Origin of the sequence: Actinacidiphila yanglinensis (assembly GCF_900107965.1) — a bacterium.
GTDB lineage: Bacteria > Actinomycetota > Actinomycetes > Streptomycetales > Streptomycetaceae > Actinacidiphila > Actinacidiphila yanglinensis.
On record NZ_FNVU01000004.1, the window covers coordinates 68,853 to 93,045 of the forward strand.

Genomic DNA, 24,193 nt, shown 5'->3' on the forward strand with positions numbered 1-24,193 from the left:
CCTCGACCGGCGGGATGGGGCAGCCCGGGGGGTCAGGGGCGCCCAGGGGCAGCCCGGGACGGGAGGGGTCCCGAGTGGGGCGCGGTAGCCAAGGGGGAGGCGAATCGGAGGGCAGGAATGGCGGAGGAGCTGACGTACGACCCCGTGGTGGAGGCAGCCGCGCTGTCGGGCCCGCCCCCACAGGGGACCGTATACGTGCTGGTCGGCGCGGACGGCCGTACCGAGGTGGTCCGCCCGGATGCGGCGGCGGTCCCGGGGGAACGGCGAACCCCGCGCCGAGCGGTCCTCGTCGACGTGACCGCCCACCACCTCGTGCTGCCCCTCCGACTCCCCACGCGGGACGCCGACTTCGCGTTCGGCTGCCGCGTCACCGTGGTGTGCGCGGTGGCGGACCCGGCCGCGGTGGCGTTACGCGGCATCCGGGACGTCGGATCGACGGTGTACGGGCCGGTGCGCGACCTTCTCGCGGCGGTCTCGGCAGAGTTCCGCCCGGACCGCCGCGCGGACGCCCAGTCCGCGATGAACGCGGCGCTGCGCGGCTTCACGGCGGACCCGGTGGTGCGACTGCGGGACGCCCACGCGGAGTTGGCGGTGGAGTCGCGCGTGGTGCGGGGAGAGGTGGTGGCGCGGGGGAGGCCGGCGCCCCCGCCGCCCCGGGCCAGCCGGGTGCGCGGCGCCGCGCCGTCCACCCGGACCAGCCGCGTGCGCGGATCGGCCGCCCGCGCCCCCCGGACGGACGGCCACAAGGGAGAGGAGACCCCGGGATGAGCGCGCCCCAGCACCTCGCGGTGGGACCGCGGCCGGGCGAACTCGCCTGGGCCGGACGGGCCGACGGTGTCCGCGTGCTCAGCGTGTGGACCGAGCGGCGGCCGGGCCGCGGGGAGGACGCGGAACCGCTCGCGCTGCACCACGTACCCACCGGGTCCGGCCTGCTCGCCGTGTTCGACGGGTCGGGCGGCTCCGGCGCGGCTCCGGCCTGGCAGGGACCGGACGCCCGGACGTACTCCGGGGCGTGGGTGGGCGCCCGGGCGGCCCGGCTCGGCACCGAACGCTGGTTCCAGGGCCTGGTCGAGCACGGCGAACCCGACACCGCCGACCGGCTGGCCGACCACCTGCGCCGTACCCTGCGCGCCGCGGCACCCGTCGCCCGCAGCAAGATCACCGGCTCCATGCGGCGATCGCTTCCGACCACCCTGGCCGCCCTGACCTACGGCCTGGACGCCGACCGGGTGCGGTGGCGTGCCCTGTGGGCCGGCGACTCCCGGTCGTACGCCCTGCTGCCCGGCAGCGGGCTGCACGCGCTGACCCGCGACCACACCACCGAGGACGACGCCCTCGACCAGCTCCGCCAGGACCCGCCGATGACCAACGTGGTCTGCGCCGACCGGGACTTCGTCGTCGACGGCCAACCCGGCTCGGGAAGCGGGGAGTTCGACCGACCGTGCGTGCTGCTGTGCGCGACGGACGGCTACTTCGGGTACGTGCACACCCCCGCGCTCTTCGAGTACCTGCTGCTGCGCACCCTCGGACGGGCCGGGGACATGGCCGACTGGGCGGCGCGGTTGCGGGCGGCGGTGCAGGCGTACACCGCCGACGACGCGTCGCTGTGCCTGGCGGCCCTGGGCTTCCAGGACTTCCGCGCGCTGCGCGAGGCGTTCCGCGCCCGCTACCGGGCGGTGGCGGCCGCGTACGTCGCCACCTTCCCCGAGCACCACGGGCAGGACGCGGCCGGGTCCGGGCAACCGGGCGGCGGGGCGGGCGGGTTCGACGCGCTGCGGCACTGGCAGGAGGAGACCTGGCAGGCGTACCGGCCCGGCTACGAGCGGTACATGCCGCCGCTCCCGACCGTCCGGCGGCGGGAGTCGCCGGCCGCACCGGAGGTGGACGCGTGAAGAAGGGCGACGTGATCGGCGGCTACCGGGTGGTGACCGAGCCCACCAACGCGGGCGGCGGCAAATGCGTGTGGGCGTTCGCCGAGAAGGACGGCGAGCAGTACTTCCTCAAGCGCTTCCTGGAGCCGAAACGGCCGCGCGAGGGCGGGGGCGGCAGCGCGGAGAGCCGCCGGATCCGGACCGAGAACTGCCGGCGGTTCGAGGAGCGGCACCGGACCGTGATGGACCTGCTGCGGCCGGACGTCCCGGGCGCGGGCAACCTGGTGCTCGCCACCGACTTCTTCTTCGAGGGCAGCACCTACTACAAGGTCACCGAGCGGATCGACACCAGCGGCCTGGACCGTCCGCACACCCTGGCGCCTCCCCAACTCGCCGTGCTGCTGCGGACGCTCGGCACCAGCCTGCGCATGCTGCACCGCATCGACGTGGTGCACGGCGACCTCAAACCCGCCAACATCCTGGTGCGGCAGCGCATCGAGGGTGCCTTCCACACCGCCAAGCTGATCGACTTCGACGACGCGTACGTCGCGCGGGAACCGCCCGGCCGCGACGAGATCGCCGGCGACTCGGTCTACGGCGCTCCCGAATGGCGGCGCTACGTGCGGGGTTCCGCGGCGGTCGACGGCGCCGACCTCACCACGGCGGTCGACGTCTTCGCGCTCGGCCTGATCACGCATCTCTGGCTGACCGGTGAACTTCCCGGCCACGACGGGCGGTTCGGCTCGCCCGCGGACGCCGTCAACGCGGGGGAGCCGCTCGCCGTCGACCCGCGGCTCGGCCCCGCGACGCGCCGGCTGGTCAAGGCGATGGCCGCGCGCGACCCGGGGGACCGGCCCAGCGCCGAGGAGTTCGTCGCCGCCCTGAAGGACCCCGCGGTGTGCGCGCTGGGCGAGCCGCGGCGCGAGAGCCGGCTGCGGGTCAACCTGGCCGGCCGGAAAGGCGGTTCGGTGCCGGACGGGGGCAAGGGCGCGGCCGCGGATCCGGTTCCGGCCCAGGCACCCGACGCGCCGGCCCCGCCGGACCCGGGCACCGCCACCCCATCGCGGGTCGCCGAAACACCGGATGCCGCTACGCCGGACGCCGCCCCGGCACCGGACACCTCCTCCTCCGGTACGCCCGCCGCGTCCCGGGTCCGGATCAACCTCGGCGGCCGCACCGGTCGCCGCCCCACCACCCCAGAGCCGAGGAAGAGCCCATGAGCACGGACATCGAGAAGTACCGCGGCAACCTCAGGTACGCGGTCGACATCGTCATGTGCATCGACATCACCGGCAGCATGAACCCGGTGCTCGACGCCGTGAAGGACAGCGCCCTCCGCTTCCACCAGCGGCTGCACGGGATGATGGCGGCCAAGGGCAAGGAGATCAGCCAACTGCGCCTGCGGATCGTGGCGTTCCGCGACTTCGGGGACAACCCGGACGACGCGGTCGAGCAGACCGGCTTCCTCCGGCTGCCCGAGCAGTCCGCCGAGTTCGAGCGGTTCGTCCGCGGGCTGCGGGCCATCGGGGGCGGCGACTACCCCGAGTCCGGCCTGGAGGCCCTCGCCCTGGCGGTCGACTCGCCCTGGGAGAGGGGCCTGGACCGGCGGCGGCACGTCATCGTCGTGTTCACCGACGCGCCGGCCCATCCGCTGCGCACCGCCGGCGCCACCGCGCAGACGTACCCGCCGAACATGCCGGCCGACCTCGACGAGTTGCACGAGCGCTGGGGCTACGCACGCAGCCAGATGGCGGTGATGGAGCAGTCGGCGAAGCGGCTGGTGCTCTTCGCGCCCGAGGAGGAGCCGTGGAAGGAGGCCATCGGCGAGGAGTGGGACCTCACCCTGCACTTCCCGTCGAAGGCGGGCGAGGGGCTGGAGGAGTTCGAGATGGACGAGATCATCGAGACGATCGCGAACAGCCTGTGAGGTTGCGCGGCCTGGACACGCTCGTCACCGCCGGGCAGCGGCTGGACTTCCGGTGGGCCGACGGGAACCTCCTGTCGATGGCGCCCGAGGCGTGCGTGGCGGTCTACGGGCACTCCTTCGGCCAGGAGGGCGCCCTGCGGCTGGTGTTCCGGTTCCGGCCCGGCGACGCGGAGCCGAACGGCGCCGGGCACGTCACGGTCTCCGTGCCGGTCGCGCCCGAACACGCCCAGGACGCTTGGCAGTTCGTCCAGAACCTGGTGGGCGTCCACGGCATCGAGGACGTGGCCTGGACCGACGGGCACGCGGTGGCGGCCGACCGGCCGGTCCGGATACCGCAGGACAGCCAGGACTGGCTGGCCGCGCCCGCCTCCCCGCGTACCGAGGAACTGCTCTCCTGGGTGACCCGGAACCTCGCCGACGCGGACGGGCGAGATGCCGCGCGGTGAACGGCCCACCCGCCCGGGAGGGTGCGGCGGGCGGAGGCGGTGGGTGCGTCCGGTGCGGTCCGGCCGGACCGCGGGCCACCGGTGGCCGGGACCGGGTCGGGTCCGCCCTGCCCGCGCGCCGTTCCCGGCGGCCCGCCGCTGCCCGCGCGGAAGGGGTCCCGCATGACCGGGCCCACCTGGCGGTGCGCCGCGTGCGACACGTACAACGGCGCGGTGGCGGCCGCCTGCGACATCTGCGGCACCGCGCGCAGCGAGTCCCCGGCCGCCCCGGCGCCCACGGCCGGATCCGGAAGCGCGGCCACCTCCCGGACGGGGTCGACGACCGGGGCCGGCTCGAAGGAGGGCGCCGGGTCCAAGGCGACCCCATCCAAGCCCGGGTCCAAGGCGGCGGGGGCAAAGCCCGGGTCCAGGACCGGCCCGGCGGCGGGCAAGCGGGCGGCGCCCGACAGGAGCGGCATCGAGAGCATGCCGCCCGACGCGCTGAGCGCGCTGTCCCGGATCCTCACGACCGGGTACGAGGAGGGGGTCGGCGGGGCGGAGCGGCTGCGCGGCCTCGGCTGGCCGCCGGGGTTGCGGGCCACCTCCGACCTGGTCCTCCTCTTCCCGGATCTCTTCCATCCGGACGGCACCCCCAGGGCCGACACGGAATCCGGCATTCCGTTCGCGGTCCCCCCACCGGCCACCTCCGCACCGCGCGGGCGGGCCGCATCCGTACCACGGTCCGGCTCTCCCCGGTCCGGTTCCCCCCGGTCCGGGTCGGCCCGCAGGCGGCCGCCGCCCTCCCGCACGCCGCGGGTGGGGCCCGACGGCAAGCCGGTGCCGAAGGCGACCGTGCCCCAGCAGATCGCCGGTTGCGGCTGCCTGCTGGTCCTGGTCGGGGGTCTGGTGTTCGGCATCGTCATGCTGATCCTGCACGGCGACGCGATCTTCGACGCCGCGGGACCACCCGGTTCCAGGGTGGCGCCGGTTCCGGCGATCACCGCCGGCGTCCGCTCCGTGCCGGGGAGGCCGGGAGGGTACGGGGACGCCTACGGGGACGGCGGGGTGCCGCGGGCCACCCCGTATGCCGCGACCCCGGCACGGTGAGCGCCGGGCCGCGGCCGGCCCGCCGTCCGGCGCCGGGGCCCGGGTGGGCCGGGTAGCTGGGGCGCGCCCAGGTCGCCGGGTCCCGGAGTTCTCCGCGGGCTCAGCGCGTCGCCGCGGTGACGGGCTCCTCCGCCGCCCCGGCGAGGAACTTGCGGGCCACCGCACCGTTGTACTTGGTGAACATCGCGCCCAGCGTGTGGAGTTCCTCCTCGGTCCAGCCGCCGAGCAGGTCGGCCAGGCTCTCCGCGCGCGCCGTGCGGACCGCCTCCATGCGGCGCAACCCCGCCGCGGTCGGCGTGATGATGCTGCGCCTGCGGTCGTTGGCCGCGGGCGCCCGCGCGACCAGGCCCTGCCGGTCCAGGGCGGAGACCTGCCGCCCGGCGGTGGACGGATCGAGGCCGAGCGCGGCGGCCAGCGTGTTGATGTCCTGCGGCCCGACCTCGGAGAGGGTGCGCAGCAGCAGGTACTCCGCGCGGTCCAGATCGTCGTGGATGTCGGTGCGCCGGTAGAACATCTCGAAGTGGCGCACCAGCACCGCGGTCTGGCGCTCGATCACGTCAAGGGCCTCAAGGCTGCCGTCCATGCCCACGGGGCTCGCTCCAATACCGGTACCATGCATGTTAATATCGGCATTATACCGATGAATGTCGGCCGTCCTGTCTGCGGCCGCCCTGCCGGCCGCCGCGCGCCCCGGGCGGGCACGAGTGCCGGGACAGGCACGGGCCGAGGGCCCGCGGCGGGAGTACGGCGGGGAGTCCCGCCGGGAGGGTCGCGGCAGTGGCGGCGCGACGGGACACGGGAAGCACGGCGAGAGGGGCACAGGACGCGTATGGCCGCAACCGGCTGGATATCCGAGACATGGGACCGGGTGGTCGGCTCCGACCCGGGGCTTCAGCGGCTGCGCAGCGCGCTGTCCGCCGCGGTCGCGATGAGCACGACCCTCGGGCTGGAGTACGTGTACGGCCGGACCACCGACCGCGGCCCGCAGGGCACCCTCGTGGTGATGCTGCTCGGCACCGTGATGGCGATGATGGGCTCGATGGCGCTCGGCGACGCCGCCACGGCCCGGCGGAAGGCGGGCACCGCGGTGTTCTTCCCGGTCGCGATCGGCGCCGGCATGACCGTCGGCGTCTGCGTGGCCGGGCACACCGACACGAAGCTCGCGGTGTTCGTCGCCGTGATGTTCGTGGCCGTGTTCATCCGCAGGTTCGGCCTGCCGTTCTTCTTCTACGGCTTCATGATCTGGATGGGCTACTTCTTCGCGTCCTTCCTCGGCGCGACCTTCGGCCAGCTCCCCTCCCTGCTGGTCGCGGTGGCCCTCTCCGCCGTGTGGGTGCTGCTGCTGATGACGACGGTGCTGCGCACCTCCCCGCAGCGCACCCTGGCCCGGGTCCGGCGGGCCTTCGGCGCCCGGGCCCGCTCGGTCGCGCGGGTCTGCGCCGACCTGCTGGAGACCGGCCCGCAGGACACCCGGCGCCTGGTCCGGCTGCGCCGCAAGCTGCACTCGCGGCAGTTGCGGCTGGCGGAGACCGCGCTGGTGATCGAGGGCTGGTCGGGCACGCCGGGCGCGATACCGGAGGGGCTGACGGGCGCGACCGTACGCCGCCGGGTGCTCGACGCCCATCTGGCGATCGACGCGCTCGCCACCGCGGCCGACGCGATGGCCGGCACCGGCGCCCGGCACACCGCGGAAGCGGCGAGGATCGCCGGGCAGCTGGCCGGCAGTGACTACGCCGGTGCCGAACGGTCCGCGCGGCGGCTGCTCGACCGGTACGAGGCGGGGGACGGGGCGGCGGTGGCGGACCCGGCGGCGGACCCTTCGGGTGTGCCGGACCGGGCACACCCGGCGGCGCTGCGCGACGTGGACTGCCTCGCCCACCATCTGGCCACCGCCGCCTGGGAGTTCACCACCCTCACCCGGCAGGCGGGCGCGCCCGGCACCGACGAGGACGGCACGGAGGGCTTCGAGCCCGCGGTCACCCTCGCGATGGGCGTGCTGCCGGGCTCCGCGGCCGTGGCCTTCGGGGTCTCGGCGCGCAGCCGGTGGAACCCGCTGGGCAGGCTCTCGCTCACCACCCGGCAGGCCGTGCAGGTCGCGGTCGCCGGCACGCTGGCGATCCTGGTCGGGCGCGAGCTGTCGCAGGCCCGCTACTACTGGGCGGTGATCGCGACGTTCATCGCCTTCACCGGTACCGCCACCCGCTCCGAGACGTTCATCAAGGCGAGCAACCGCGTGGCCGGCACGCTGGTCGGCCTCGGCGCGGGCATCGGCCTCGCCCACCTCACCGCCGGGCACACCTACTGGATCATCACCGTCATCATCCTCAGCATGTCCTGCGGGTTCTACCTGGTCAGCATCTCCTACGCGGCCATGATCTTCTTCGTCACGATCATGGTGTCCCAGCTCTACAGCGAACTGCACGAGTTCACCGCGTCGTTGCTCATGCTGCGGCTGGAGGAGACGGCGATCGGGGCGGCGATCGGCATCGGCGTCGCGCTGTTCGTCCTCCCCACCAGCACGCGGGACACGGTCAACAGCGCCCGGTCCGGCTACTACACGGCGCTCGGGGAGCTGCTTCGGTCCAGCGCGGCCCGCCTCGGCGGCGAGCCCGTCGCGGGCGACCGGCCGGGACTGGACGCGCAGGTGCGGGTGGTCGACCACCGCCTCCAGCAACTCGCGCTGGTGGCAAGGCCGTTGACCCGCCCGCTGGTCTGGGGCAACGACCACCGGCTGGTACGGCACCGGCTCACGCTCTACGCCGCCGTCACCCGGCAGATCCGGGCCCTGGCGAGCGGGCCGCGGCGCGCCCCCGGATCGCCGCCCGCGCCCCATCTCGCCGCCGCGGCACGGGCCCTGGCCGACGCGGCGACGGCGCTCGCCCTCGCGCCCGCCCCGAAGAGCCGGCCCGCGGCGGAGGTCGAACGCGCGCTGCGCACCGCCGACGCGGCCCTGCTCGCGGCCCGGCCCGCAGCCGGGACCGTCCTGCCCGCGGTGACCCGCCCGCTCCTGCGCCTGCGGCAACTGCTGCGGGATCTCGCGGTGGAGGGAGTCGTGCCCGAACCCCCGGGCGGCGCGGGCGGCGCGTCCCGGGTGGTGGCCGCGGGCGGCGCCGCCCGCCGCTCCACCGCGCCGCGTCCGGTCGGCCCGAGGACCACTCCCCGGTAGCCGGGTCCGCGGCACCCCGCCACCGCGGTGCGGGTCGCGCCCGGCGCCGATCGGTCGCCGGGCGCTCCGTGCGCCCCCGGAAGGTGCTGCACGCCCCTGTTTCGGCCGGACCCGCGTGGCCATAATGCGCACTATGGGCTCGGTGATCACCGTGGTGTCGGTCGCGTTGGTGATCGCTGGCGTCGCCGTGGCGCTGTTCTGGCTGGTGAGGGGCCGGCGGGGGTTCGGCACGCCGGCCCATCGGGCCGCCTTCGCGACGCTGCACCAGGCCTCTCTGGCGGCGCCGCCGCTCCGGGACGGGCTGAACGCAGACTCCGCGAAGCGGGCCGCGCGGCACCTGAGGGAACTGCTGGGAACCCCGGCGCTGGCCGTGGTGGGGGAGGAGACCCTCCTCGCGTGGGAGGGCCCGGGCCGCAAGCACGCCGCGCAGGCGGTCGCGCACGCGAAGGACGCGATGGACGCCGGCCGCCCCTGGGTGGTGCCCGCCGAGGCGATCGCGTGCGAGGACCTGGACTGCCCGGTGCGCAGCGCCGTCGTGGTGCCGCTGGTGGTCGACGGCCTGGTGGTGGGCGCGCTGTCGGTGTACGCGCGGCAGGTGTCGGCGGGACTGGTGCGGGCCGCCGGGGAGGTCGCGCACTGGATGATCTCGCAGCTCGAACTCGCCGAGCTGGACCGGTCCAGGACCCGGGTGATCGAGGCGGAGCTGCGCGCGCTGCGGGCCCAGATCTCCCCGCACTTCGTCTACAACTCGCTCACCGCGATCGCGTCGTTCGTCCGCACCGACCCGGACCAGGCCCGCGAACTGCTCCTCGAATTCGCCGAGCTGACCCGGTACAGCCTGCGCCGGCACGGCGAGTTCAGCACCCTCGCCGAGGAGTTGCACTCCGTCGACCGCTATCTGCGCCTGGAGCGGGCCCGGTTCGGCGCGCGGCTCCGGGTGGACCTGCTGATCGCCCCCGAAGTGCTGCCGGTGGCCGTACCGTTCCTGTGCCTGCAGCCGTTGGTGGAGAACGCGGTCCGGCACGGGCTCGGCCCGAAGGCCAGTTCGGGCCGGATCACGATCCGGGCCGAGGACGCCGGCGCGGAGTGCCGGATCAGTGTGGAGGACGACGGGGTGGGCATGGACCCTGAGCAGGTGCGTGCGCAACTGGCCGGGAAGGCCGGCGGCGACTCGCTGGGCCTGGGCAATGTCGACGAGCGGCTGCGCGCGGTGTTCGGCGACGAGTACGGCCTGGTGGTGGAGACCGCGCAGGGTGCGGGGACGAAGATCAACGTCAGGGTGCCCAAGTACCGGAACGGGGTGCACGCTTCGTGAGACCGCTGCAGGTCCTCGCCGTCGACGACGAGCCGCCCGCGCTCGAGGAGTTGACGTATCTGCTGCGCGGGGACCGCCGGGTGGGGCGGGTGCTGGCGGCGGGCGGCAGCGAGGAGGCGCTGCGGCTGCTGGAGGACGGCAGTACCGACGCGGTGTTCCTGGACATCCGCATGCCCGGGCTCGACGGCCTGGAACTGATGCGGGTGCTCGGCCGGTTCGCGCACCCGCCGGCGGTGGTGTTCGTCACCGCCTACGAGGACTTCGCGGTGTCGGCGTTCGCCCTCAATGCCTGCGACTACCTGCTCAAGCCGGTCGGCCCGCAACGCCTGGCCGAGGCGGTCCGGCGGGTGGCCGCGCTGATCGAGGGCGGCGGCGCCGCGCCCGGTTCCGCCCCGGCGACCGGCACGCCCCTCGCGCCCGGCCCGCCGGTGCCCGGCGGCCTTCCGGCGCAGGGCCGTTCGGCCACCGACCCGCCCGTGCCGCCGGTGCGCTCGGGCGAGCGCATCCCGGTCGACGTCGGCGGGGTCACCCGGTTCGTCTCCCGCGACGAGGTGTCCTACGTCGAGGCCCAGGGCGACTACGTCCGCCTGCACACGCGCGGCGGCGCGCCCCTGCTGCGGATCCCGCTGTCCGTGCTGGAGGAGCGCTGGGGCCCGCACGGCTTCCTGCGGATCCACCGGCGGTTCCTGGTGTCCCTCGGCCACGTGGAGGAGCTGCGCTCGGACGCCGGGCACTGGACGGTACGGGTCGCCGGCGGTGAACTCCCGGTCAGCCGACGGCACTCGCGCGAGCTGCGGGACCTGCTGACCCGGTGGGCGCCGTCGCCGGGACCGGGCGGCCGCCCGTGATCGGCGGCCATCTGCCGTCACCGCCACCGCCGCGCAGGACCGCGGTGTCCGGCCCGCGCAGGCACCGGGCCGGCGGCTGGTCGGCGCGCACCCGGCCGGCCGACCTGCACGCGCAGCCGCGGCTCGGCCAGGTCTACGTACGCTCCCTCGTGCGCGACCAACTCCGGCTCGCCCTCGGGGTGCTGGCGGTCCTCGGTGTGGTGCTGGGCGGGGTGCCGGCCGCGCTCGCGCTGATCCCCGGGCTGCGGACGGCCGAGGTGTTCGGCTTCCGGCTGGCCTGGCTGCTGCTGGGGGTGGTGGCGTACCCGGTGCTGGTCGGGATGGCCTGGTTCCACGTGCGGCACGCGGAGCGCGTGGAGCGGGACTTCACCGAACTGCTCAACGGCCCGGACCCGTCGGCGCCCGACCCGGACCCCACGCCGGCCTCCGGAGAGGCGGCGCCCCACCCCGCAGCTGAACCCGCACCCGATCCCGCATCCGCATCCGGTACCGCGGCCGAACTCCGGTCCGCCGCCCCCGGACCGGACGACCGGTGAACCCCACGCTCGGCCTCGTCGCGCTCGCCGCCGTCCTCGTGGCGACGGTCGCCGTCGGCGTCTACGGGCTGCGGCTGTCGCGGGCCACCTCCGACTTCTACGTGGCCTCCCGCGAGGTGTCGCCGCTGTGGAACGCCTCGGCGATCAGCGGGGAGTACCTGTCGGCGGCGTCCTTCCTCGGCGTCGCGGGCCTGGTGATGGCGTACGGCGTGGACATGCTGGCCTACCCGGTCGGTTATGCGGCCGGGTACCTGGTCCTCCTGCTGCTGGTGGCCGCCCCGCTGCGGCGCTCGGGCGCGTACACGCTGCCGGACTTCGCCGAGGAGCGGCTCGGCTCCACCGCGGTGCGCCGGGTGGCGAGCGTGCTGGTCGCGGTGATCGCCTGGCTCTACCTGGTACCGCAGCTCCAGGGCGCGGGGTTGACCCTCCAGACGGTGACGGGGACGCCCAGGTGGGCCGGCGCGGTGGTGGTCGCGGGCGCGGTGGTCGTGGTGTCCGCCGCGGGCGGCATGCGGAGCGTCACCCTCGTGCAGGGCCTGCACTTCTGGCTGAAGCTGATCGCGATCGCGGTCCCCGCGCTGTTCCTGGTGATGGCCTGGCGGACCGCCGGGTCGCCGGCGCTGACCGGCCCCGACGTGCCGCACTTCCGGCACACCACGGTGGTCCGCATCCAGGACCCGGTCCGCTTCGACGTCCGCGCACCGGTGACGGTCGCGGTCAGCGGCGGCCTGGACGGCAGGACCTACGGCACGGCGGCCGGGATCGGGAGCGACGGCGGTGCGGGCAAGGCCGCTCACCGCAACACCGGCGCGGGGGAGGGCACGTCGCCGGTGCGGCTGGCGGTCGGCGAGCACTCCGCCGCCGCCGGGGCCCGGCTCACCTTTCCCGGCGGGGTGCCGGTGCCGCACCAGGTCGGCCTGAAACCCGCGACCGGCGCCGACTGGGCCCGCCCGCTGTCCGGCGCGGGCGGCCGCGCGCACCCGCTCTACGCCGTCTACTCGATCCTGCTCGCCACGTTCCTCGGCACCATGGGACTGCCGCACGTCCTCGTCCGCTTCTACACCAACCCCGACGGGCGGGCCGCGCGCCGGACCACCCTGCTGGTCCTGGTGCTGCTGAGCGTCTTCTACCTGCTGCCGCCGGTGTACGGGGCGCTCGGCCGGGTCTTCGCGCCCCAACTCCTGCTCACCGGGCAGACGGACACCGCCGTCCTGGTGCTGCCGCAGATCGTGCAGGGCGGCGAGGCCGGGCGGCTGCTGGCCGCGCTGGCCACCGCAGGCGCCTTCGCCGCGTTCGTGTCCACGGCATCGGGGCTCACCGTCTCGGTCGCCGCGGTCGTCTCCCAGGACCTGCTGCGCGGGTCGGCCCGCGGCTTCCGGTGGGCGTCGCTGGTAGCAGGCGTGCCGCCGCTGGTGATGGCGACCATGACCACCGGGCTGCCGGTCGCCGACGCGATCGGGCTGGCCTTCGCGGTCGCCGCGTCGTCCTTCTGCCCGCTGCTGGTGCTCGGGATCTGGTGGCGCGGGCTGACCGACCGCGGCGCGCTGGCCGGGCTGGTGGCGGGCGGCGGACTGGCCGCGGTGGCCGTCGTGGTCACCAGCGTGCGCGGCCCCGGCCACGGCTGGGCGGCCGCGCTGCTGGAGGAGCCGGCCGCGTGGACGGTCCCGGTCGCCTTCGCGGTCATGGTGGCCGGATCGCTGTTCACCCGCGGCCGGCTCTCGCCCGCCGCCGTCGACCGGGTCATGCTGCGGATGCACCTGCCGGAGGAGGTCACCGGGGCGGAGGGCCCGCCGGCCGTACCGCCCCAGCAGGGGCCCCCGGCGGGCAGCCGCGCCGACGTCCCCGCGCCGGACGCGGGCGCGCCGCCCGGCTGAGCGTCCACCCGCCGCGACCACCCGGGCACCGGCTGAGCGGCTCGCCGCAACTCGCCCCGATTCGCCGCGGCTCACTCCCGTTCCCCCCTGGATCCGGCCGACCGCTCGTCCGCTCACCGCGCCCGGGGGACCGTCCACCGAGTGGCGGGGACCGCTGGGCGAATGGCGAGGCCGGCCGCGGGGCCGGCCGGCGGGTGCCGCCCTAGCGTGGACCGGGGGCCGGAAACGTCCCCTGGCCGCGCACTGCCGCCCGGCGCCGCGCTGCCGTCTCCCGCTGCCTTCCTCAAAGAGGAGGAACCCCGCAGATGAGCATCCCCGCCCCCACCTCGGCCCCCGCCGCGCCCGCGCCCGAGGCCGCCCCCGCGGCCCCGGACACGATCGCCGACCCGGGACCGCTCGGCCTGGCCGGATTCGCGTCGACCACGTTCGTCCTCAGCTCCTTCAACGCCCACCTGATCGACCAGAACCTCCTCACGGTGGTGCTGCCGCTGGCGCTGTTCTACGGCGGCCTGATCCAACTCCTTGCTGGAATGTGGGAGTTCAGGAAGGGCAACACCTTCGGCGCGACCGCCTTCGCGTCCTACGGCGCGTTCTGGCTGTCGTACGCGGCCTACGTGAAGTTCGTCGTCGGCACCCTGCCGCCGGACACCGCGAACCAGGCCACCGGGCTGTACCTGCTGGTCTGGGCGATCTTCACGGTCTACATGACGGTCGCCGCGCTGCGCACCAACAAGGCGCTGCTCGCGGTGTTCACCGCACTGTCCGCGACCTTCGTCGTGCTGGCCATCGGGGAGTTCGCGACCTCGGTCGGCGTCACCAAGGTCGGCGGCTGGATCGGCCTGGTCACCGCGGTGCTCGCCTGGTACGCGTCGTTCGCGGTCGTCACCAACTCGACCTGGAAGCGCCCGGTGATCCCGCTCGGCCCGCTCACCGGCGCCGCCCTCGGCCAGCGCGGCGGACCGGTCGAGGAGCCGCACGCATGAGTGGGGAGACACTCTCCAACCTCCTGTCCGAGGGCCGCCGGTTTCCCCCGCCGGCGGCCCTCGCGGCCGAGGCCAACGTCACGGCCGAGGCCTACGAGCGGGCCGCCGCCGACGGCGAGGCGTTCTGGGCCGCGGCGGCCGACCGGCTGGACTGGGCCGCGCCGTGGACGCAGGTGCGCGACTGGAGCGACCCGCCGTTCGCCCGCTGGTTCGTCGGCGGCCGGCTCAACGCGGCCTACAACTGCGTGGACCGGCACGTCGAGGCGGGCAACGGCGAGCGGGTCGCCTTCCATTGGGAGGGTGAACCGGGCGACACCCGCACCCTGACCTACGCGGACCTGAAGGACGAGGTCAGCCGGGCCGCCAACGCCCTTCTGGCGCTGGGTGTCCAGGCCGGCGACCGGATCGCGATCTACATGCCGATGATCCCGGAGACGGTCGTGGCGATGCTCGCCTGCGCCCGGATCGGCGCGCCGCACACCGTGGTCTTCGGCGGCTTCTCCGCCGACGCGCTGCGCGGCCGGATCCTCGACTGCGACGCCCACGTGGTGATCACCGCGGACGGCGGCTACCGCAAGGGCGCGGCCTCGGCGCTCAAGCCCGCGGTGGACGAGGCCGTCGCGCAGTGCCCGGACGTCCGCAGCGTGCTCGTGGTGCGCAGGACCGGGCAGGACGTCGCCTGGACCGAGGGCCGCGACGTGTGGTGGCACGAACTGGTCGCCGCGCAGTACGCCGAGCACGAGCCGGAGGCGTTCGACGCCGAGCACCCCCTGTACATCATGTACACCTCGGGCACCACGGCCCGCCCCAAGGGCATCCTGCACACCACCGGCGGCTACCTCACCCAGGCCGCCTGGTCGCACTGGGCGGTCTTCGATGTCAAGCCCGACCGGGACGTGTACTGGACCGCCGCCGACATCGGCTGGGTCACCGGACACTCCTACATCGTCTACGGCCCGCTCGCCAACGGCGTGACCTCGGTGCTGTACGAGGGCACCCCGGACACCCCGCACCAGGGCCGCTGGTGGGAGATCGTGCAGAAGTACGGCGTGACGATCCTGTACTGCGCGCCCACCGCGATCCGCACCTTCATGAAGTGGGGCGAGGAGATCCCGGAACGCTTCGACCTGTCCTCGCTGCGGCTGCTCGGCTCGGTCGGCGAGCCGATCAACCCCGAGGCGTGGGTGTGGTACCGGCAGGCCATCGGCGGCGACCGGTGCCCCGTGGTGGACACCTGGTGGCAGACGGAGACCGGCGCGCAGATGATCAGCCCGCTGCCGGGGGTGAGCACCTGCAAGCCCGGCTCGGCGCTGCGGCCGCTGCCCGGGATCTCCGCGGAGGTCGTCGACGACGCCGGGAACCCGGTGCCCAACGGCTCGGGCGGCTACCTGGTGCTGACCCAGCCCTGGCCGTCGATGCTGCGCACCATCTGGGGCGACGAGCAGCGGTACATCGACACGTACTGGTCCCGCTTCCCCGGGTACTACTTCGCGGGCGACGGCGCGAAGAAGGACGAGGACGGCGACATCTGGCTGCTGGGCCGGGTGGACGACGTCATGAACGTCTCCGGGCACCGGATCTCCACCACGGAGGTGGAGTCCGCGCTCGTCTCGCACCCGTACGTCGCCGAGGCGGCCGTCGTCGGCGCCGCCGATCCGACCACCGGGCAGGGCATCGTGGCGTTCGTGATCCTGCGCGGTGCGGGCGAGCGGGCCGCCGCGACGGCCCAAGGGGACGATCTGGCCAAGGAGTTGCGGTCGCACGTGGCCAAGGAGATCGGGCCGATCGCCCGGCCCCGGCAGCTCCTGGTGGTGGCCGAACTGCCCAAGACCCGCTCGGGCAAGATCATGCGCCGCCTGCTGCGGGACATCGCGGAGAACCGCGCGCTGGGCGACGTCACGACGCTCACCGACTCCACCGTGATGGACGCGATCCGGGAGGGCCTGCCCAGCGGCGCCTCGGGCGGTGGCGACGAGGAGTAGTGCGGCGCGAGCCGGTCGCACCGGCGCACCGCGGCGCGGTACGGCCCTGCCGGGGCGTACCGCGCCGCCGCCGCGTTCCGCCCGCGCGCCGTCGGCGGTACGGTGGCGCCATGGGTGAAGAGCGGGCCGCGGCAGGCGAACCGGGGCCCGGCGCACCGCCGTTCGGGTACGACGCGGTGCTCTGCGACTTCGACGGCGTCGTCCATCTGTGGCCCCCCGACTCCATGTCCTCGCTCGACCTCGCCCGCGGCCTGCCCGAAGGGACCCTGGCCGCCGCCGCGTTCCGGCCCGAGCTGCTGGACCTCGCGGTCACCGGCGCGATCACCGACGAGGAGTGGCGGGCCCGCACCGCCGCGGACCTGGCCGCGGTCTGCGGCTCCGCCGAGGCCGCCGCCGGGCTGGTCGCCGAGTGGACCGCCCGCACCGGACGCCTCGACCCGGAGGTGCTGGCCCTGCTCGCGGACGTACGCCGCCACGCGCCGGTCGTGCTGGTCTCCAACGCGACCACCCGGCTCGAGTCGTACATGGCGGCCATCGGGGTCGCCGGCGCCTTCGACGCGGTGCTCAACACCTCCCGGTTCGGCCTCGCCAAGCCCGACCCCCGGGTCTTCGCCGCCGCTGCCGCGCTGGTCGGCGCCGACCCCGCCCGCTGCCTGTTCGTCGACGACACCGCCGGTCATGTCGCCGCCGCCCGCGCGGCGGGGCTCACCGGCCTGCACTACACGCACGCGGGGGGGTTGCGCGCGGCCCTGGCGGGGAGGAACGGCTCCGGCGAACACCCGCACGACTCCCCGGCACATGCCTGATGCAACGCCAACCTGCCTATTGTGTAGGTGTGTTGGTGTAAGCGAAGTTGTCGGTGAAAGCGGCTGACAATCATGCACCCTGTGTGAGCACAATGTTCATATGAGTAGCGATGAGCAGGTCGAGCCGGACGGTCTGGTCATGCGGGTGCAGCCCGTCGACCACCCGGTCGCCGCCGCCGAGGAGGCCGACGCCGTCGACGCCGCCCGCCGCTACGCGCACTACATCATCCGCGGCCCGGTGTTCGGCCTGGCGGCGCGCCCCAAGGGGGAGGCCGGCTGGCGGATGGTGGCGCCGGCCGTGGAGGGGTTCCCGCAGGCCGCCCGCGACGCGCTCAACTCCTATCTGTGGCTGAAGGCCAAGGACGACACCGATGACCGGGTGCTGCGCCGAGAACTGCTCGACGCCGTCGACCGGTTGGAGCACGACACGGTCAACGGGCTGACCGTGGACGGGGTGCGCTACCGGGTGGTGCGTGCCGAGGAGTACGTCTACACCAACGAGAACGGCCTGGAGCCGCCCCGGCCCGCAGACCGGGACGCCGTGGTGCCCGACTGGTGCCGCTCGTCGGCCGATCCCGAGGTGGACGAGGGCTTCGTGATCGACCACTCCGCGGTCACCGGGGTGGCGGCCGGCTCCGAGCGGCTGGCGCTGCGCGAGCTGCGCTACCGCAGCGAGCGCTATCCGGCGGCCGTGCGGGCCGACTCGCGCCGCGCGCTGGAGACCCACCCCGGCACCGTCGTGCTGCCGGCCGCCTTCCGCGTGGTGGAGCGCACCGAGGACGGCTGGGAGCCGTTCTCCACCATCATGGCCACCCCGCACGCGGCCCGCCGCACCCTGGTCACCGCTCTCACCGAAGTGTGGCCGCGCGTGCACCAGTTGACGACCCAGGAGAAGGCGGACTACGACCGGGCCGCCGCCCGGTTCCGCGCGGCCGGCCGCGCCAACGAGATGGCCGTCCGCGACCGGCGCTTCTGCATCGCCCGGATCGGCCGCATGGTCCGGATCGGCCGGGACGGCCCGGAGCCGCCGCGCCCCTCCGACGTCGACCCGTACGGCCCGTCGAAGATCCGGCCGACGATGGACGAGTACGGCAACATCAGTTACGGCGACGGCTGACCGCCGACCCGCCAAGGCGCCTCGCGCACGGTGAAGTTGACGCCCCCTCACACAAGCCGCCCGACGCCTCGGGCGGAAGTTGCTGCGCTCATCGGGTGAAAACGGTGCAGAGGTCCCCAACCCCGGCGCCGGGTTCGTGATCATGGAAACCAGCGCCGCCGCCGGCACGACGCCGTGGCGGCGCGACCTACCGGTCACGACGATCCCCGTGGAGGACCCCTCATGCAGATCCGCAAGCGCGCCGGCCTGCTCGCGCTCGTCATGGGCGCAGCACTGCTCTCCGCGGTGCCCGCGCAGTCGGCCTCGGCGGTGACCCCGCCGCCCTGCAACGGGGGCTCGGTCTGCTTCTGGAGCGAGGACGGCTTCTCCGGGGCCACCTGGGAGTGGAGCGCGGCCAGCGGCTACCGCGACATGCCGCCGCAGTTCCACGACCACGTCGGGTCCTTCGTGTCCGGCGTGAACGCCTGCTTCATCAACTGGGACCCGGTCCAGAGGCGCCAGGTGCTCAACGGTGACTGGCGGGCGACCTACCTGGAGGACTTCGGCGGCCGGATCGACGGTGTGGGCCCCGGCTCCTGCTGAGCGACCGGCCGACCGCCGGTGCGCGGGTCCCCGGGCGGGCGCCGGGGTCCCGCGCACACCGCGCTCCGCGCCGGAAGCGCCGGGACGGGCTCCGCCCGGGCCCTCCCACCTGCGATGTTCGTCACCCCGCCGTCTTCGCGGACCACGGCGTAGCCTTGGCTTGACGCCGATGCGCTCGGGAGGCCGCGATGTTCAACCTCTTCGACGAGTTGTTCGCTCCGGGCCGCAATCACACCGAGGACGAGCGCAACCGCCTGGAGCTCACCCGCGAGGACGAGGGCAGCAGCGACCCCGCCCGGGGCCCGATAGACCTCGCCTCCGGCACGGTCACCGTCCGCCCGCCGCGCCGCCCCGTCGCGGACACCGATCCCCCGGACGAGCCCGGCGAGCCCGATCCGCCGGACGCGCCTGCCGGCTCCGCCGATCCCGACGTTCCCGCCGATCCCGACGGCCCCGCGGAGAGCGGATCCCACCCCGCCGCCTGAGCCGGCGCGGGCCCCCGCCCGTGTCTTTCGTCACACCCGCCACTCCGGCGCCGGCTCCCCGCGGGCAGCTCGCGACGAAGAGGTGAAGAGGGTCCCGCGGCGGGCGACACCCGTTCCCGACATGCACACGATCCCGTAAGGTCCCACCCCGACATCACCTTTGCCGTACGAACGGGGACGCATGGGCAACGGGGACGCGCAGGCGGAGACGCCCGCGCAGAAGAAGGCGCGCGCCGACGACCTCAGGGACTGCGCGCGGCGGGCGCAGACGATGGCCAAGGCACTCGGGTCGCTGCTCGACACGACGGTGACCCAGGCCGCCGCCAACCCGCCGATCTGGGCCGGGCCTTACGCCCAGACCACCACCAAGACGCTCGCCGAGCGCCGGTCCAGCCTGCACACGATGGCCGACGACCTGCTCAGGGACGCGGCCCGCTGGCAGACGGAGGCGGGGCGGCTGGAGGACGAGGCCGCGAAGGCCGGCGCCAAGAAGACCGCCGGCGGCCACGGATGAGCTTCCACGGCTTCGACACCGCCCGCATACGCGCGATGGCCGCGCACATGAAGAGCGTCAGCCCCACCGCCCGCACCGTGCACGGCGACGTCGCCGGCCTGCTGCTGGAAGTGCAGGGGCTGATGGACGGCAAGCCGGCCACCACCAGCCCGCTGCTGGAACCGCTGGTCGGCCAGGTGCTCCCGATGTTCTCCACGGGGCTGCCGGGCTCCTTGCAGGGCGAACTCGACGACACCTCGGCGTCGATCGGCCGCCGCTGCGCCCAACTGGACTCGGTACAGGCCCTGGAGAAGCAGGGCTACACCGTCGACCCGGGCCTGTACTTCGACGACGAGCCGCCCCTGGACGAGAAGAAGATCAAGGACGCGCTCGCGTACTTCGACGACCACATCGGCGACTCCGGCGGATTCCTGTGGTCCAACTCGGCCCAGGGCGCCAAGGAGGTCCTCGACGACTTCGCCAAGCTGTCGCCGGCCGAGCTGGACGCTGTGATGTCGCGGATGTCCGGCAGCCGGCTGAAGAAGCTCAACGACCAGCTGGGCGAGGGCTCTTCGTGGTGGGGCGCCGGCGACTCCGACGCCGCCGTCAAGGCCCGCTGGCAGAACATGCTCCAGTCGGAGTGCGGCCCGGCCACGCTGGCCCGGATCCGGCCGGAGCTCGGCAACCTGAAGTGGCAGCCGGACACCACCGTCGACGGCGCGCACTACCAGCCGGTGGACGGGCCGCTGTTCGGAACGACCGGACCCGACCTGATGAACGACCTCCGCCAGGGGCAGGACGGCGACTGCTGGTTCCTGTCCTCCCTGGCCGCGATCACCGAGCGCGACCCGAACTGGCCGCAGGAGCACATCAAGCAGAACCCGAACGGGACCTGCACCGTCACCTTCTACCGGAAGGGCCTGCTGCCGGGCATGCCGCCGACGCCGGTCCAGGTCACCGTCGACAACCAGCTCCCGGTCGACTCGAACGGCCACCCCGTCTACGCCGACACCCGGAGCGGCGCCACGTGGGTGGCGATCTACGAGAAGGCGTTCGCCCAGTACTCCGGCGGCTACGGCAGGATCGACGGCGGCTGGGGCGACGTCGGGATGTCCGATCTGACCGGCCAGTCCGCGACACGGCACAGCCCCGGCGACGTGTCCTTCGCCGACATCAGCGACCGGATCGGCAAGGGTGAGGCCGTGACCATCGGCACCAACGGCGACGGTGACGTGCACGACGGCCGGCTGGTCTCCGGCCACGAGTACTCCGTGGAGCGGGTCGACATGAACGCCCACCCGCCGACCATCACGATCCTCAACCCATGGGGCTCGGGCCAGTACGAAGGCACCAACGTGATGCCCCAGGAGGTAACACTGACCGAGGACCAGTACCGCGCGAACCTGGACGAAGTCTCGTTCACGCCGTCAGGAGTGTGACCCGATGCCCCACGTCTACCGCCTCGGCCGCCGGGCCCAGTTCCGGCGGGGTGACCTCACCGTCGGCATCGTGCAGACCAGCGCCGACCCCGACGACCCCTGGGCGCGCCTCAACCTGATCGACGAGGGCGCGCGGGCGGGCGACGTCGTCGACGTCCGCGCCGGCGACGAGGTCGCCGTCGGACGGCACGTCCTGACCCTGGTCGAGGTCGTCCCCGGCACCCGGGACGGCCATGTCTCCTTCACCGTCGCCTGGCCGGGAGGGGAGGACGATGCGTCGGCCGAGTAGGCGCGGGCTGATCGCGGCCGTCGCCGGCCTGGTCGCGGTGTGCGTCGTCGCGGTCGTCGTCGCGGTCGTCGTCCACTCCCGGCCAGGCGACGGTGACGCGGGCGGCGGCACCCCGCCCCCGCTCGGCGCGCACGCCGCCGACATCCAGCGGCTGCGGGTGGTCCCGGACGGCAACCCGTCCCGCCCCACCGGCTACGCCCGGCGGGCCGACGGCACCAGCGTGGCCCTCGGCGTCCAGAACACCGGCAGCAAGCCCACGCCGCAGCGGGCGATCCTCATGATCCGTGACGACCGCGACACCTCCGCCCCGGCGAAGGTCCAGGTCGTCCGGCCCGGGCAGACCGTCACGGCGCTCGGCGTCAGGGTGAGGGTGCTCCGGATCTGGCAGATGTCCGACCCGGACCACAACGCGATCGACATCCAGGTGGACCCGGTGGCTTCCTGACGGAGCTCCGGCGGGGCGGGCGGCACCGGGGCGGCCCGCCCGCTCACTCCGCCGGCTCCGCCTGATGCGCGTCGTACTGCCAGAACGGCCGTACCGCCAGGGCCGCGACGACCACGAGCACGATGCAGAGGAACGCGCTGCCCGACCAGGCGAAGGTGAGCGTGGTGGTGGCAGCCATGGCGCCGGCCCGCAGGTCGCCGAGCCGGGGCCCGCCGGACACCACCACGGTGAAGACGCCCTGCATCCGGCCGCGCATCTCGTCCGGTGCGTAGGTCTGCAGGATCGTCTGCCGGTAGACCGCGCTGACCAGGTCGGCGGCGCCGGCGAGGACGAGGAGGAGGACGGCGAGCCACAGGGTGCGGGCGAACCCGGCCAGCGCGATCGCCGTCGCCCAGCCGACCACCGCCAGGGTGAGGGCCACGCCCTGCCGCCGGACGCGTCCGATCCACCCGCTGCACAGGCCGGCCAGGACGGACCCGATGGCCACCGACGCGTACAGCAGCCCGATGCCGCCGTGGAAGCGGGCCGAGGCCGCCTGCGGGAAGAGGGCGCTGGGCATGGCGAACACCATGGCGGCGATGTCCGCCCCGAACGACATCAGCAGCACCGGGTTGCCGCTGATGAAGCGCAGTCCGTCGATGACCGCGAGCACCCCCGACCGGGCCAGGGCGCCGGCCGGTTTGATCGACGGCAGCCGGACCGTCGCGTACAGCGACATGCTGAACAGGACGGCGTCCAGGCCGTAGGCGTAGTCGAAGCCGTGCGGGAGCGCGACGAGGACGCCGGCCGCGAGCGGGCCGAGCACCTGGGCGACGTTCCCGACCGTGAAGTTCAGCGTGTTGGCGGCGGGCACCAGGTCGGGCGGCACGATGCGGGGGACGATGGCGCCGCGGGTCGAGGACGATATGGCGGAGCCGGCGCCCTGGACGGCGACGAGGACGAGGATCAGGGCCACCGAGCCGAGGCCGAGGAGCGTCTGGACGAGCAGCGCGAGCGTCACCGCCCACGTCACCAGTGACGACCACAGGGACAGCAGGCGGCGGTCGACCGCGTCCGCGACGGCGCCGCCGTACAGGCCGAACACGACGATCGGCACGAAGCCGGTGAGCCCGGCCAGGCCCACGTACAGCGACGAGTGCGACAGGGCGTAGACCTGTACCGGGATGGCGACCTCGGTGACCATCGTGCCGACGAGCGAGGCCCCCTGGCCGACGAGGACGCGCCGGAAGGCGGGAACGGCGAGCGGGCGGGTGTCGACGGCGGCGCGGCGCAGACGGTCCCCGATGCCCCTGCCGGGGGCCTTCGGCCGGACGGCGGGCTCCCCGGGCGCGGCGGTTTCTCCCAGCACAGGGGCGGTGCCGGCGCCGATCCCCGGGTCGGCGCCTGCGGCGAGGGCCGGCCCGGCGAGGGTCTCTCCGGCCACCCCGTTCAGGGCTCGGCCGTCCGCGGCTTCGCCGTCGCCGTGTCCCGAGTCCAGGTGCGCTGTGTCCATGACGTCACGCTGTCACGCCCACCCGCTGTCATACTTCCCATATTCTGCCTAGTTGTGTCGCATAACAGCCGCCACCCGCTTCCTCCCACCAACGCCCATGACCATGCCCCGGGCGAGGTCATCGACCGCCACCGGCACGACTACCACCAGCTCATCTACGCCAGCACCGGCGTCCTGGCGGTCCAGACCGAGGGCGGCGCCTGGGTCGCCTCCGGGGACCGCGCCGTGTGGACGCCCGCGCACATCTGGCACGAGCACCGCGTCTACGGCCACAGTTCGGTGCACACCGTCGGCTTCCCGGTGGACGACGCACCGCTGCCGACCGGCTCGCCGGCGATCCTGGCCGTCGACGGCCTGCTTCGCGAACTCCTCATCGCCTGCACCGGACCCGACCTCCCGGCCGACGAGTCGGGGCGGCTGCGGGCGGTGCTGGGGGACCGGCTGCGGCGGGCGCACACCCAGCCGCTCACGCTGCCCACCGCGCGCGACCCCCGGCTCGCCCACGCCTGCCGGCTGGTCCTGGACGACCTGGGGGTCCCCCGCACCATGACCTCGCTGGCCCGCCGGGTCGGCGTCGGCGAGCGGACCCTGACCCGGCTCTTCCGGGCCGAGTTCGGCATGACCTACCCGCAGTGGCGCACCAACACCCGCGTCTTCCACGCGATGATCCAGCTGGCCGAGGGTGCGTCGGTGACCGCCACGGCGCGCCGCTGCGGCTGGGCCACGACGAGCGCGTTCATCGACACGTTCGCGCGCACGATGGGCCAGACCCCCGGTGCCTACCGGGCCGCGGCGAGCCTGCCCGCGCCGGACACGACGGACCAGCGCCGCAACTGAGCTGATCCGGACGGCCGTTCACGGCCCCGGGTCCCGCGCCCGGTCCGGCCCCGCGTTCGCCCCCGGCCACGCCTCCGACCCGCTCCCACCAGCGGCTTCCTGCCGCGCCCGCCGACCGCGCCATCCCGGTCCCGCCGTTGACGAACTGCCACCACGCTGAGTGGTGCTTGTTGT

At 74.5% G+C, this 24,193-nt stretch carries 24 protein-coding genes; 22 read left to right on the plus strand and 2 right to left on the minus strand.

The window, feature by feature from the left end; genetic code table 11:
• The first annotated feature begins 117 nt into the window (after positions 1-117).
• The 6 genes from C4U44_RS10180 (at position 118) to C4U44_RS10205 (ending at position 5,330) form a co-directional block, all read left to right on the plus strand.
• Positions 118-768, plus strand: a complete 651-nt coding sequence (locus tag C4U44_RS10180) for a hypothetical protein (protein ID WP_103885380.1) — start codon at positions 118-120, stop codon at positions 766-768.
• On the plus strand, positions 765-1,892 hold the full coding sequence (locus tag C4U44_RS10185; protein WP_235031964.1) for a serine/threonine protein phosphatase: 1,128 nt from the start codon (positions 765-767) through the stop codon (positions 1,890-1,892). The genes C4U44_RS10180 and C4U44_RS10185 overlap by 4 nt, the downstream gene beginning before the upstream one ends.
• Positions 1,889-3,091, plus strand: a complete 1,203-nt coding sequence (locus C4U44_RS10190) for a protein kinase domain-containing protein (protein ID WP_235031965.1) — start codon at positions 1,889-1,891, stop codon at positions 3,089-3,091. The genes C4U44_RS10185 and C4U44_RS10190 overlap by 4 nt, the downstream gene beginning before the upstream one ends.
• Complete coding sequence (locus C4U44_RS10195; protein WP_103885381.1) at positions 3,088-3,798, plus strand: vWA domain-containing protein; 711 nt, start codon at positions 3,088-3,090, stop codon at positions 3,796-3,798. Before C4U44_RS10190 ends, C4U44_RS10195 begins: the two co-directional genes overlap by 4 nt.
• 2 nt (positions 3,799-3,800) lie before the next feature.
• On the plus strand, positions 3,801-4,244 hold the full coding sequence (locus C4U44_RS10200) for a hypothetical protein (RefSeq protein WP_103885382.1): 444 nt from the start codon (positions 3,801-3,803) through the stop codon (positions 4,242-4,244).
• Between the two features lie 162 nt (positions 4,245-4,406).
• Positions 4,407-5,330: a hypothetical protein gene (locus C4U44_RS10205; protein ID WP_103885383.1), complete on the plus strand. Its 924-nt coding sequence runs from the start codon at positions 4,407-4,409 to the stop codon at positions 5,328-5,330.
• Between the two features lie 100 nt (positions 5,331-5,430).
• Here C4U44_RS10205 and C4U44_RS10210 read toward each other — a convergent pair whose 3' ends face one another.
• The gene (locus tag C4U44_RS10210; RefSeq protein ID WP_103885384.1) at positions 5,431-5,913 is read right to left on the minus strand and encodes a MarR family winged helix-turn-helix transcriptional regulator; all 483 of its coding nucleotides are present in this window, start codon (positions 5,911-5,913) and stop codon (positions 5,431-5,433) included.
• Between the two features lie 246 nt (positions 5,914-6,159).
• Here C4U44_RS10210 and C4U44_RS10215 point away from each other — a divergent pair, with 246 nt between their 5' ends.
• The 15 genes from C4U44_RS10215 (at position 6,160) to C4U44_RS10285 (ending at position 21,690) form a co-directional block, all read left to right on the plus strand.
• A complete protein-coding gene (locus C4U44_RS10215; RefSeq protein WP_103885385.1) occupies positions 6,160-8,496 on the plus strand; it encodes an FUSC family protein in 2,337 nt (778 codons plus the stop codon).
• A 124-nt stretch (positions 8,497-8,620) separates the two neighbouring features.
• On the plus strand, positions 8,621-9,811 hold the full coding sequence (locus C4U44_RS10220; RefSeq protein WP_200823202.1) for a sensor histidine kinase: 1,191 nt from the start codon (positions 8,621-8,623) through the stop codon (positions 9,809-9,811).
• Positions 9,808-10,659, plus strand: a complete 852-nt coding sequence (locus tag C4U44_RS10225; RefSeq protein WP_103885387.1) for a LytR/AlgR family response regulator transcription factor — start codon at positions 9,808-9,810, stop codon at positions 10,657-10,659. The genes C4U44_RS10220 and C4U44_RS10225 overlap by 4 nt, the downstream gene beginning before the upstream one ends.
• The gene (locus tag C4U44_RS41895) at positions 10,623-11,195 is read left to right on the plus strand and encodes a hypothetical protein (RefSeq protein ID WP_200823203.1); all 573 of its coding nucleotides are present in this window, start codon (positions 10,623-10,625) and stop codon (positions 11,193-11,195) included. Before C4U44_RS10225 ends, C4U44_RS41895 begins: the two co-directional genes overlap by 37 nt.
• A complete protein-coding gene (locus tag C4U44_RS10235; protein WP_103885388.1) occupies positions 11,192-13,069 on the plus strand; it encodes a sodium/solute symporter in 1,878 nt (625 codons plus the stop codon). The genes C4U44_RS41895 and C4U44_RS10235 overlap by 4 nt, the downstream gene beginning before the upstream one ends.
• 305 nt (positions 13,070-13,374) lie before the next feature.
• Positions 13,375-14,052, plus strand: a complete 678-nt coding sequence (locus C4U44_RS10240) for an acetate uptake transporter (RefSeq protein ID WP_103885389.1) — start codon at positions 13,375-13,377, stop codon at positions 14,050-14,052.
• Entirely contained in the window at positions 14,049-16,034 is a 1,986-nt protein-coding gene (gene acs, locus C4U44_RS10245; protein WP_103885390.1) for an acetate--CoA ligase, read from the plus strand. Before C4U44_RS10240 ends, acs begins: the two co-directional genes overlap by 4 nt.
• A 110-nt stretch (positions 16,035-16,144) precedes the next feature.
• Positions 16,145-16,840, plus strand: a complete 696-nt coding sequence (locus tag C4U44_RS10250; protein WP_103885391.1) for an HAD-IA family hydrolase — start codon at positions 16,145-16,147, stop codon at positions 16,838-16,840.
• A gap of 100 nt (positions 16,841-16,940) precedes the next feature.
• On the plus strand, positions 16,941-17,957 hold the full coding sequence (locus tag C4U44_RS10255; protein WP_103885392.1) for a DUF5954 family protein: 1,017 nt from the start codon (positions 16,941-16,943) through the stop codon (positions 17,955-17,957).
• 222 nt (positions 17,958-18,179) lie between these two features.
• Positions 18,180-18,539 (plus strand): peptidase inhibitor family I36 protein, encoded by a 360-nt coding sequence (locus C4U44_RS10260; protein WP_103885393.1) that lies wholly within the window; start codon positions 18,180-18,182, stop codon positions 18,537-18,539.
• A 188-nt stretch (positions 18,540-18,727) separates the two neighbouring features.
• On the plus strand, positions 18,728-19,024 hold the full coding sequence (locus tag C4U44_RS10265; RefSeq protein ID WP_103885394.1) for a DUF6191 domain-containing protein: 297 nt from the start codon (positions 18,728-18,730) through the stop codon (positions 19,022-19,024).
• 181 nt (positions 19,025-19,205) lie between these two features.
• Complete coding sequence (locus C4U44_RS10270; protein WP_103885395.1) at positions 19,206-19,538, plus strand: hypothetical protein; 333 nt, start codon at positions 19,206-19,208, stop codon at positions 19,536-19,538.
• Complete coding sequence (locus C4U44_RS10275; RefSeq protein WP_103885396.1) at positions 19,535-20,956, plus strand: C2 family cysteine protease; 1,422 nt, start codon at positions 19,535-19,537, stop codon at positions 20,954-20,956. Before C4U44_RS10270 ends, C4U44_RS10275 begins: the two co-directional genes overlap by 4 nt.
• A 4-nt stretch (positions 20,957-20,960) precedes the next feature.
• Positions 20,961-21,245, plus strand: a complete 285-nt coding sequence (locus tag C4U44_RS10280) for a hypothetical protein (protein ID WP_103885397.1) — start codon at positions 20,961-20,963, stop codon at positions 21,243-21,245.
• On the plus strand, positions 21,229-21,690 hold the full coding sequence (locus C4U44_RS10285) for a hypothetical protein (protein ID WP_103885398.1): 462 nt from the start codon (positions 21,229-21,231) through the stop codon (positions 21,688-21,690). Before C4U44_RS10280 ends, C4U44_RS10285 begins: the two co-directional genes overlap by 17 nt.
• Before the next feature lie 43 nt (positions 21,691-21,733).
• Here the strand turns inward: C4U44_RS10285 and C4U44_RS10290 are convergent, their stop codons facing one another.
• Positions 21,734-23,182 (minus strand): MFS transporter, encoded by a 1,449-nt coding sequence (locus C4U44_RS10290; RefSeq protein WP_200823204.1) that lies wholly within the window; start codon positions 23,180-23,182, stop codon positions 21,734-21,736.
• A 54-nt stretch (positions 23,183-23,236) separates the two neighbouring features.
• On the opposite strand from C4U44_RS10290, the gene C4U44_RS10295 reads away from it, so the two are divergent.
• A complete protein-coding gene (locus C4U44_RS10295; protein WP_103885399.1) occupies positions 23,237-24,019 on the plus strand; it encodes an AraC family transcriptional regulator in 783 nt (260 codons plus the stop codon).
• Positions 24,020-24,193 lie beyond the last annotated feature (174 nt).

Bases quoted from the DNA above. Each gene is read 5' to 3' on its own strand.
- C4U44_RS10290 (WP_200823204.1), bottom strand. From the start codon at position 23,182: ATGGACACAGCGCACCTGGACTCGGGACACGGCGACGGCGAAGCCGCG.
- C4U44_RS10220 (WP_200823202.1), top strand. From the start codon at position 8,621: ATGCGCACTATGGGCTCGGTGATCACCGTGGTGTCGGTCGCGTTGGTG.
- C4U44_RS10260 (WP_103885393.1), top strand. From the start codon at position 18,180: ATGCAGATCCGCAAGCGCGCCGGCCTGCTCGCGCTCGTCATGGGCGCA.
- C4U44_RS10270 (WP_103885395.1), top strand. From the start codon at position 19,206: ATGGGCAACGGGGACGCGCAGGCGGAGACGCCCGCGCAGAAGAAGGCG.
- C4U44_RS10185 (WP_235031964.1), top strand. From the start codon at position 765: ATGAGCGCGCCCCAGCACCTCGCGGTGGGACCGCGGCCGGGCGAACTC.
- C4U44_RS10265 (WP_103885394.1), top strand. From the start codon at position 18,728: ATGTTCAACCTCTTCGACGAGTTGTTCGCTCCGGGCCGCAATCACACC.
- C4U44_RS10280 (WP_103885397.1), top strand. From the start codon at position 20,961: ATGCCCCACGTCTACCGCCTCGGCCGCCGGGCCCAGTTCCGGCGGGGT.
- C4U44_RS10250 (WP_103885391.1), top strand. From the start codon at position 16,145: ATGGGTGAAGAGCGGGCCGCGGCAGGCGAACCGGGGCCCGGCGCACCG.
- C4U44_RS10205 (WP_103885383.1), top strand. From the start codon at position 4,407: ATGACCGGGCCCACCTGGCGGTGCGCCGCGTGCGACACGTACAACGGC.
- C4U44_RS10195 (WP_103885381.1), top strand. From the start codon at position 3,088: ATGAGCACGGACATCGAGAAGTACCGCGGCAACCTCAGGTACGCGGTC.
- C4U44_RS10285 (WP_103885398.1), top strand. From the start codon at position 21,229: ATGCGTCGGCCGAGTAGGCGCGGGCTGATCGCGGCCGTCGCCGGCCTG.
- C4U44_RS10215 (WP_103885385.1), top strand. From the start codon at position 6,160: ATGGCCGCAACCGGCTGGATATCCGAGACATGGGACCGGGTGGTCGGC.
- C4U44_RS10210 (WP_103885384.1), bottom strand. From the start codon at position 5,913: ATGGACGGCAGCCTTGAGGCCCTTGACGTGATCGAGCGCCAGACCGCG.
- C4U44_RS10255 (WP_103885392.1), top strand. From the start codon at position 16,941: ATGAGTAGCGATGAGCAGGTCGAGCCGGACGGTCTGGTCATGCGGGTG.
- acs (WP_103885390.1), top strand. From the start codon at position 14,049: ATGAGTGGGGAGACACTCTCCAACCTCCTGTCCGAGGGCCGCCGGTTT.
- C4U44_RS10180 (WP_103885380.1), top strand. From the start codon at position 118: ATGGCGGAGGAGCTGACGTACGACCCCGTGGTGGAGGCAGCCGCGCTG.
- C4U44_RS10275 (WP_103885396.1), top strand. From the start codon at position 19,535: ATGAGCTTCCACGGCTTCGACACCGCCCGCATACGCGCGATGGCCGCG.
- C4U44_RS10240 (WP_103885389.1), top strand. From the start codon at position 13,375: ATGAGCATCCCCGCCCCCACCTCGGCCCCCGCCGCGCCCGCGCCCGAG.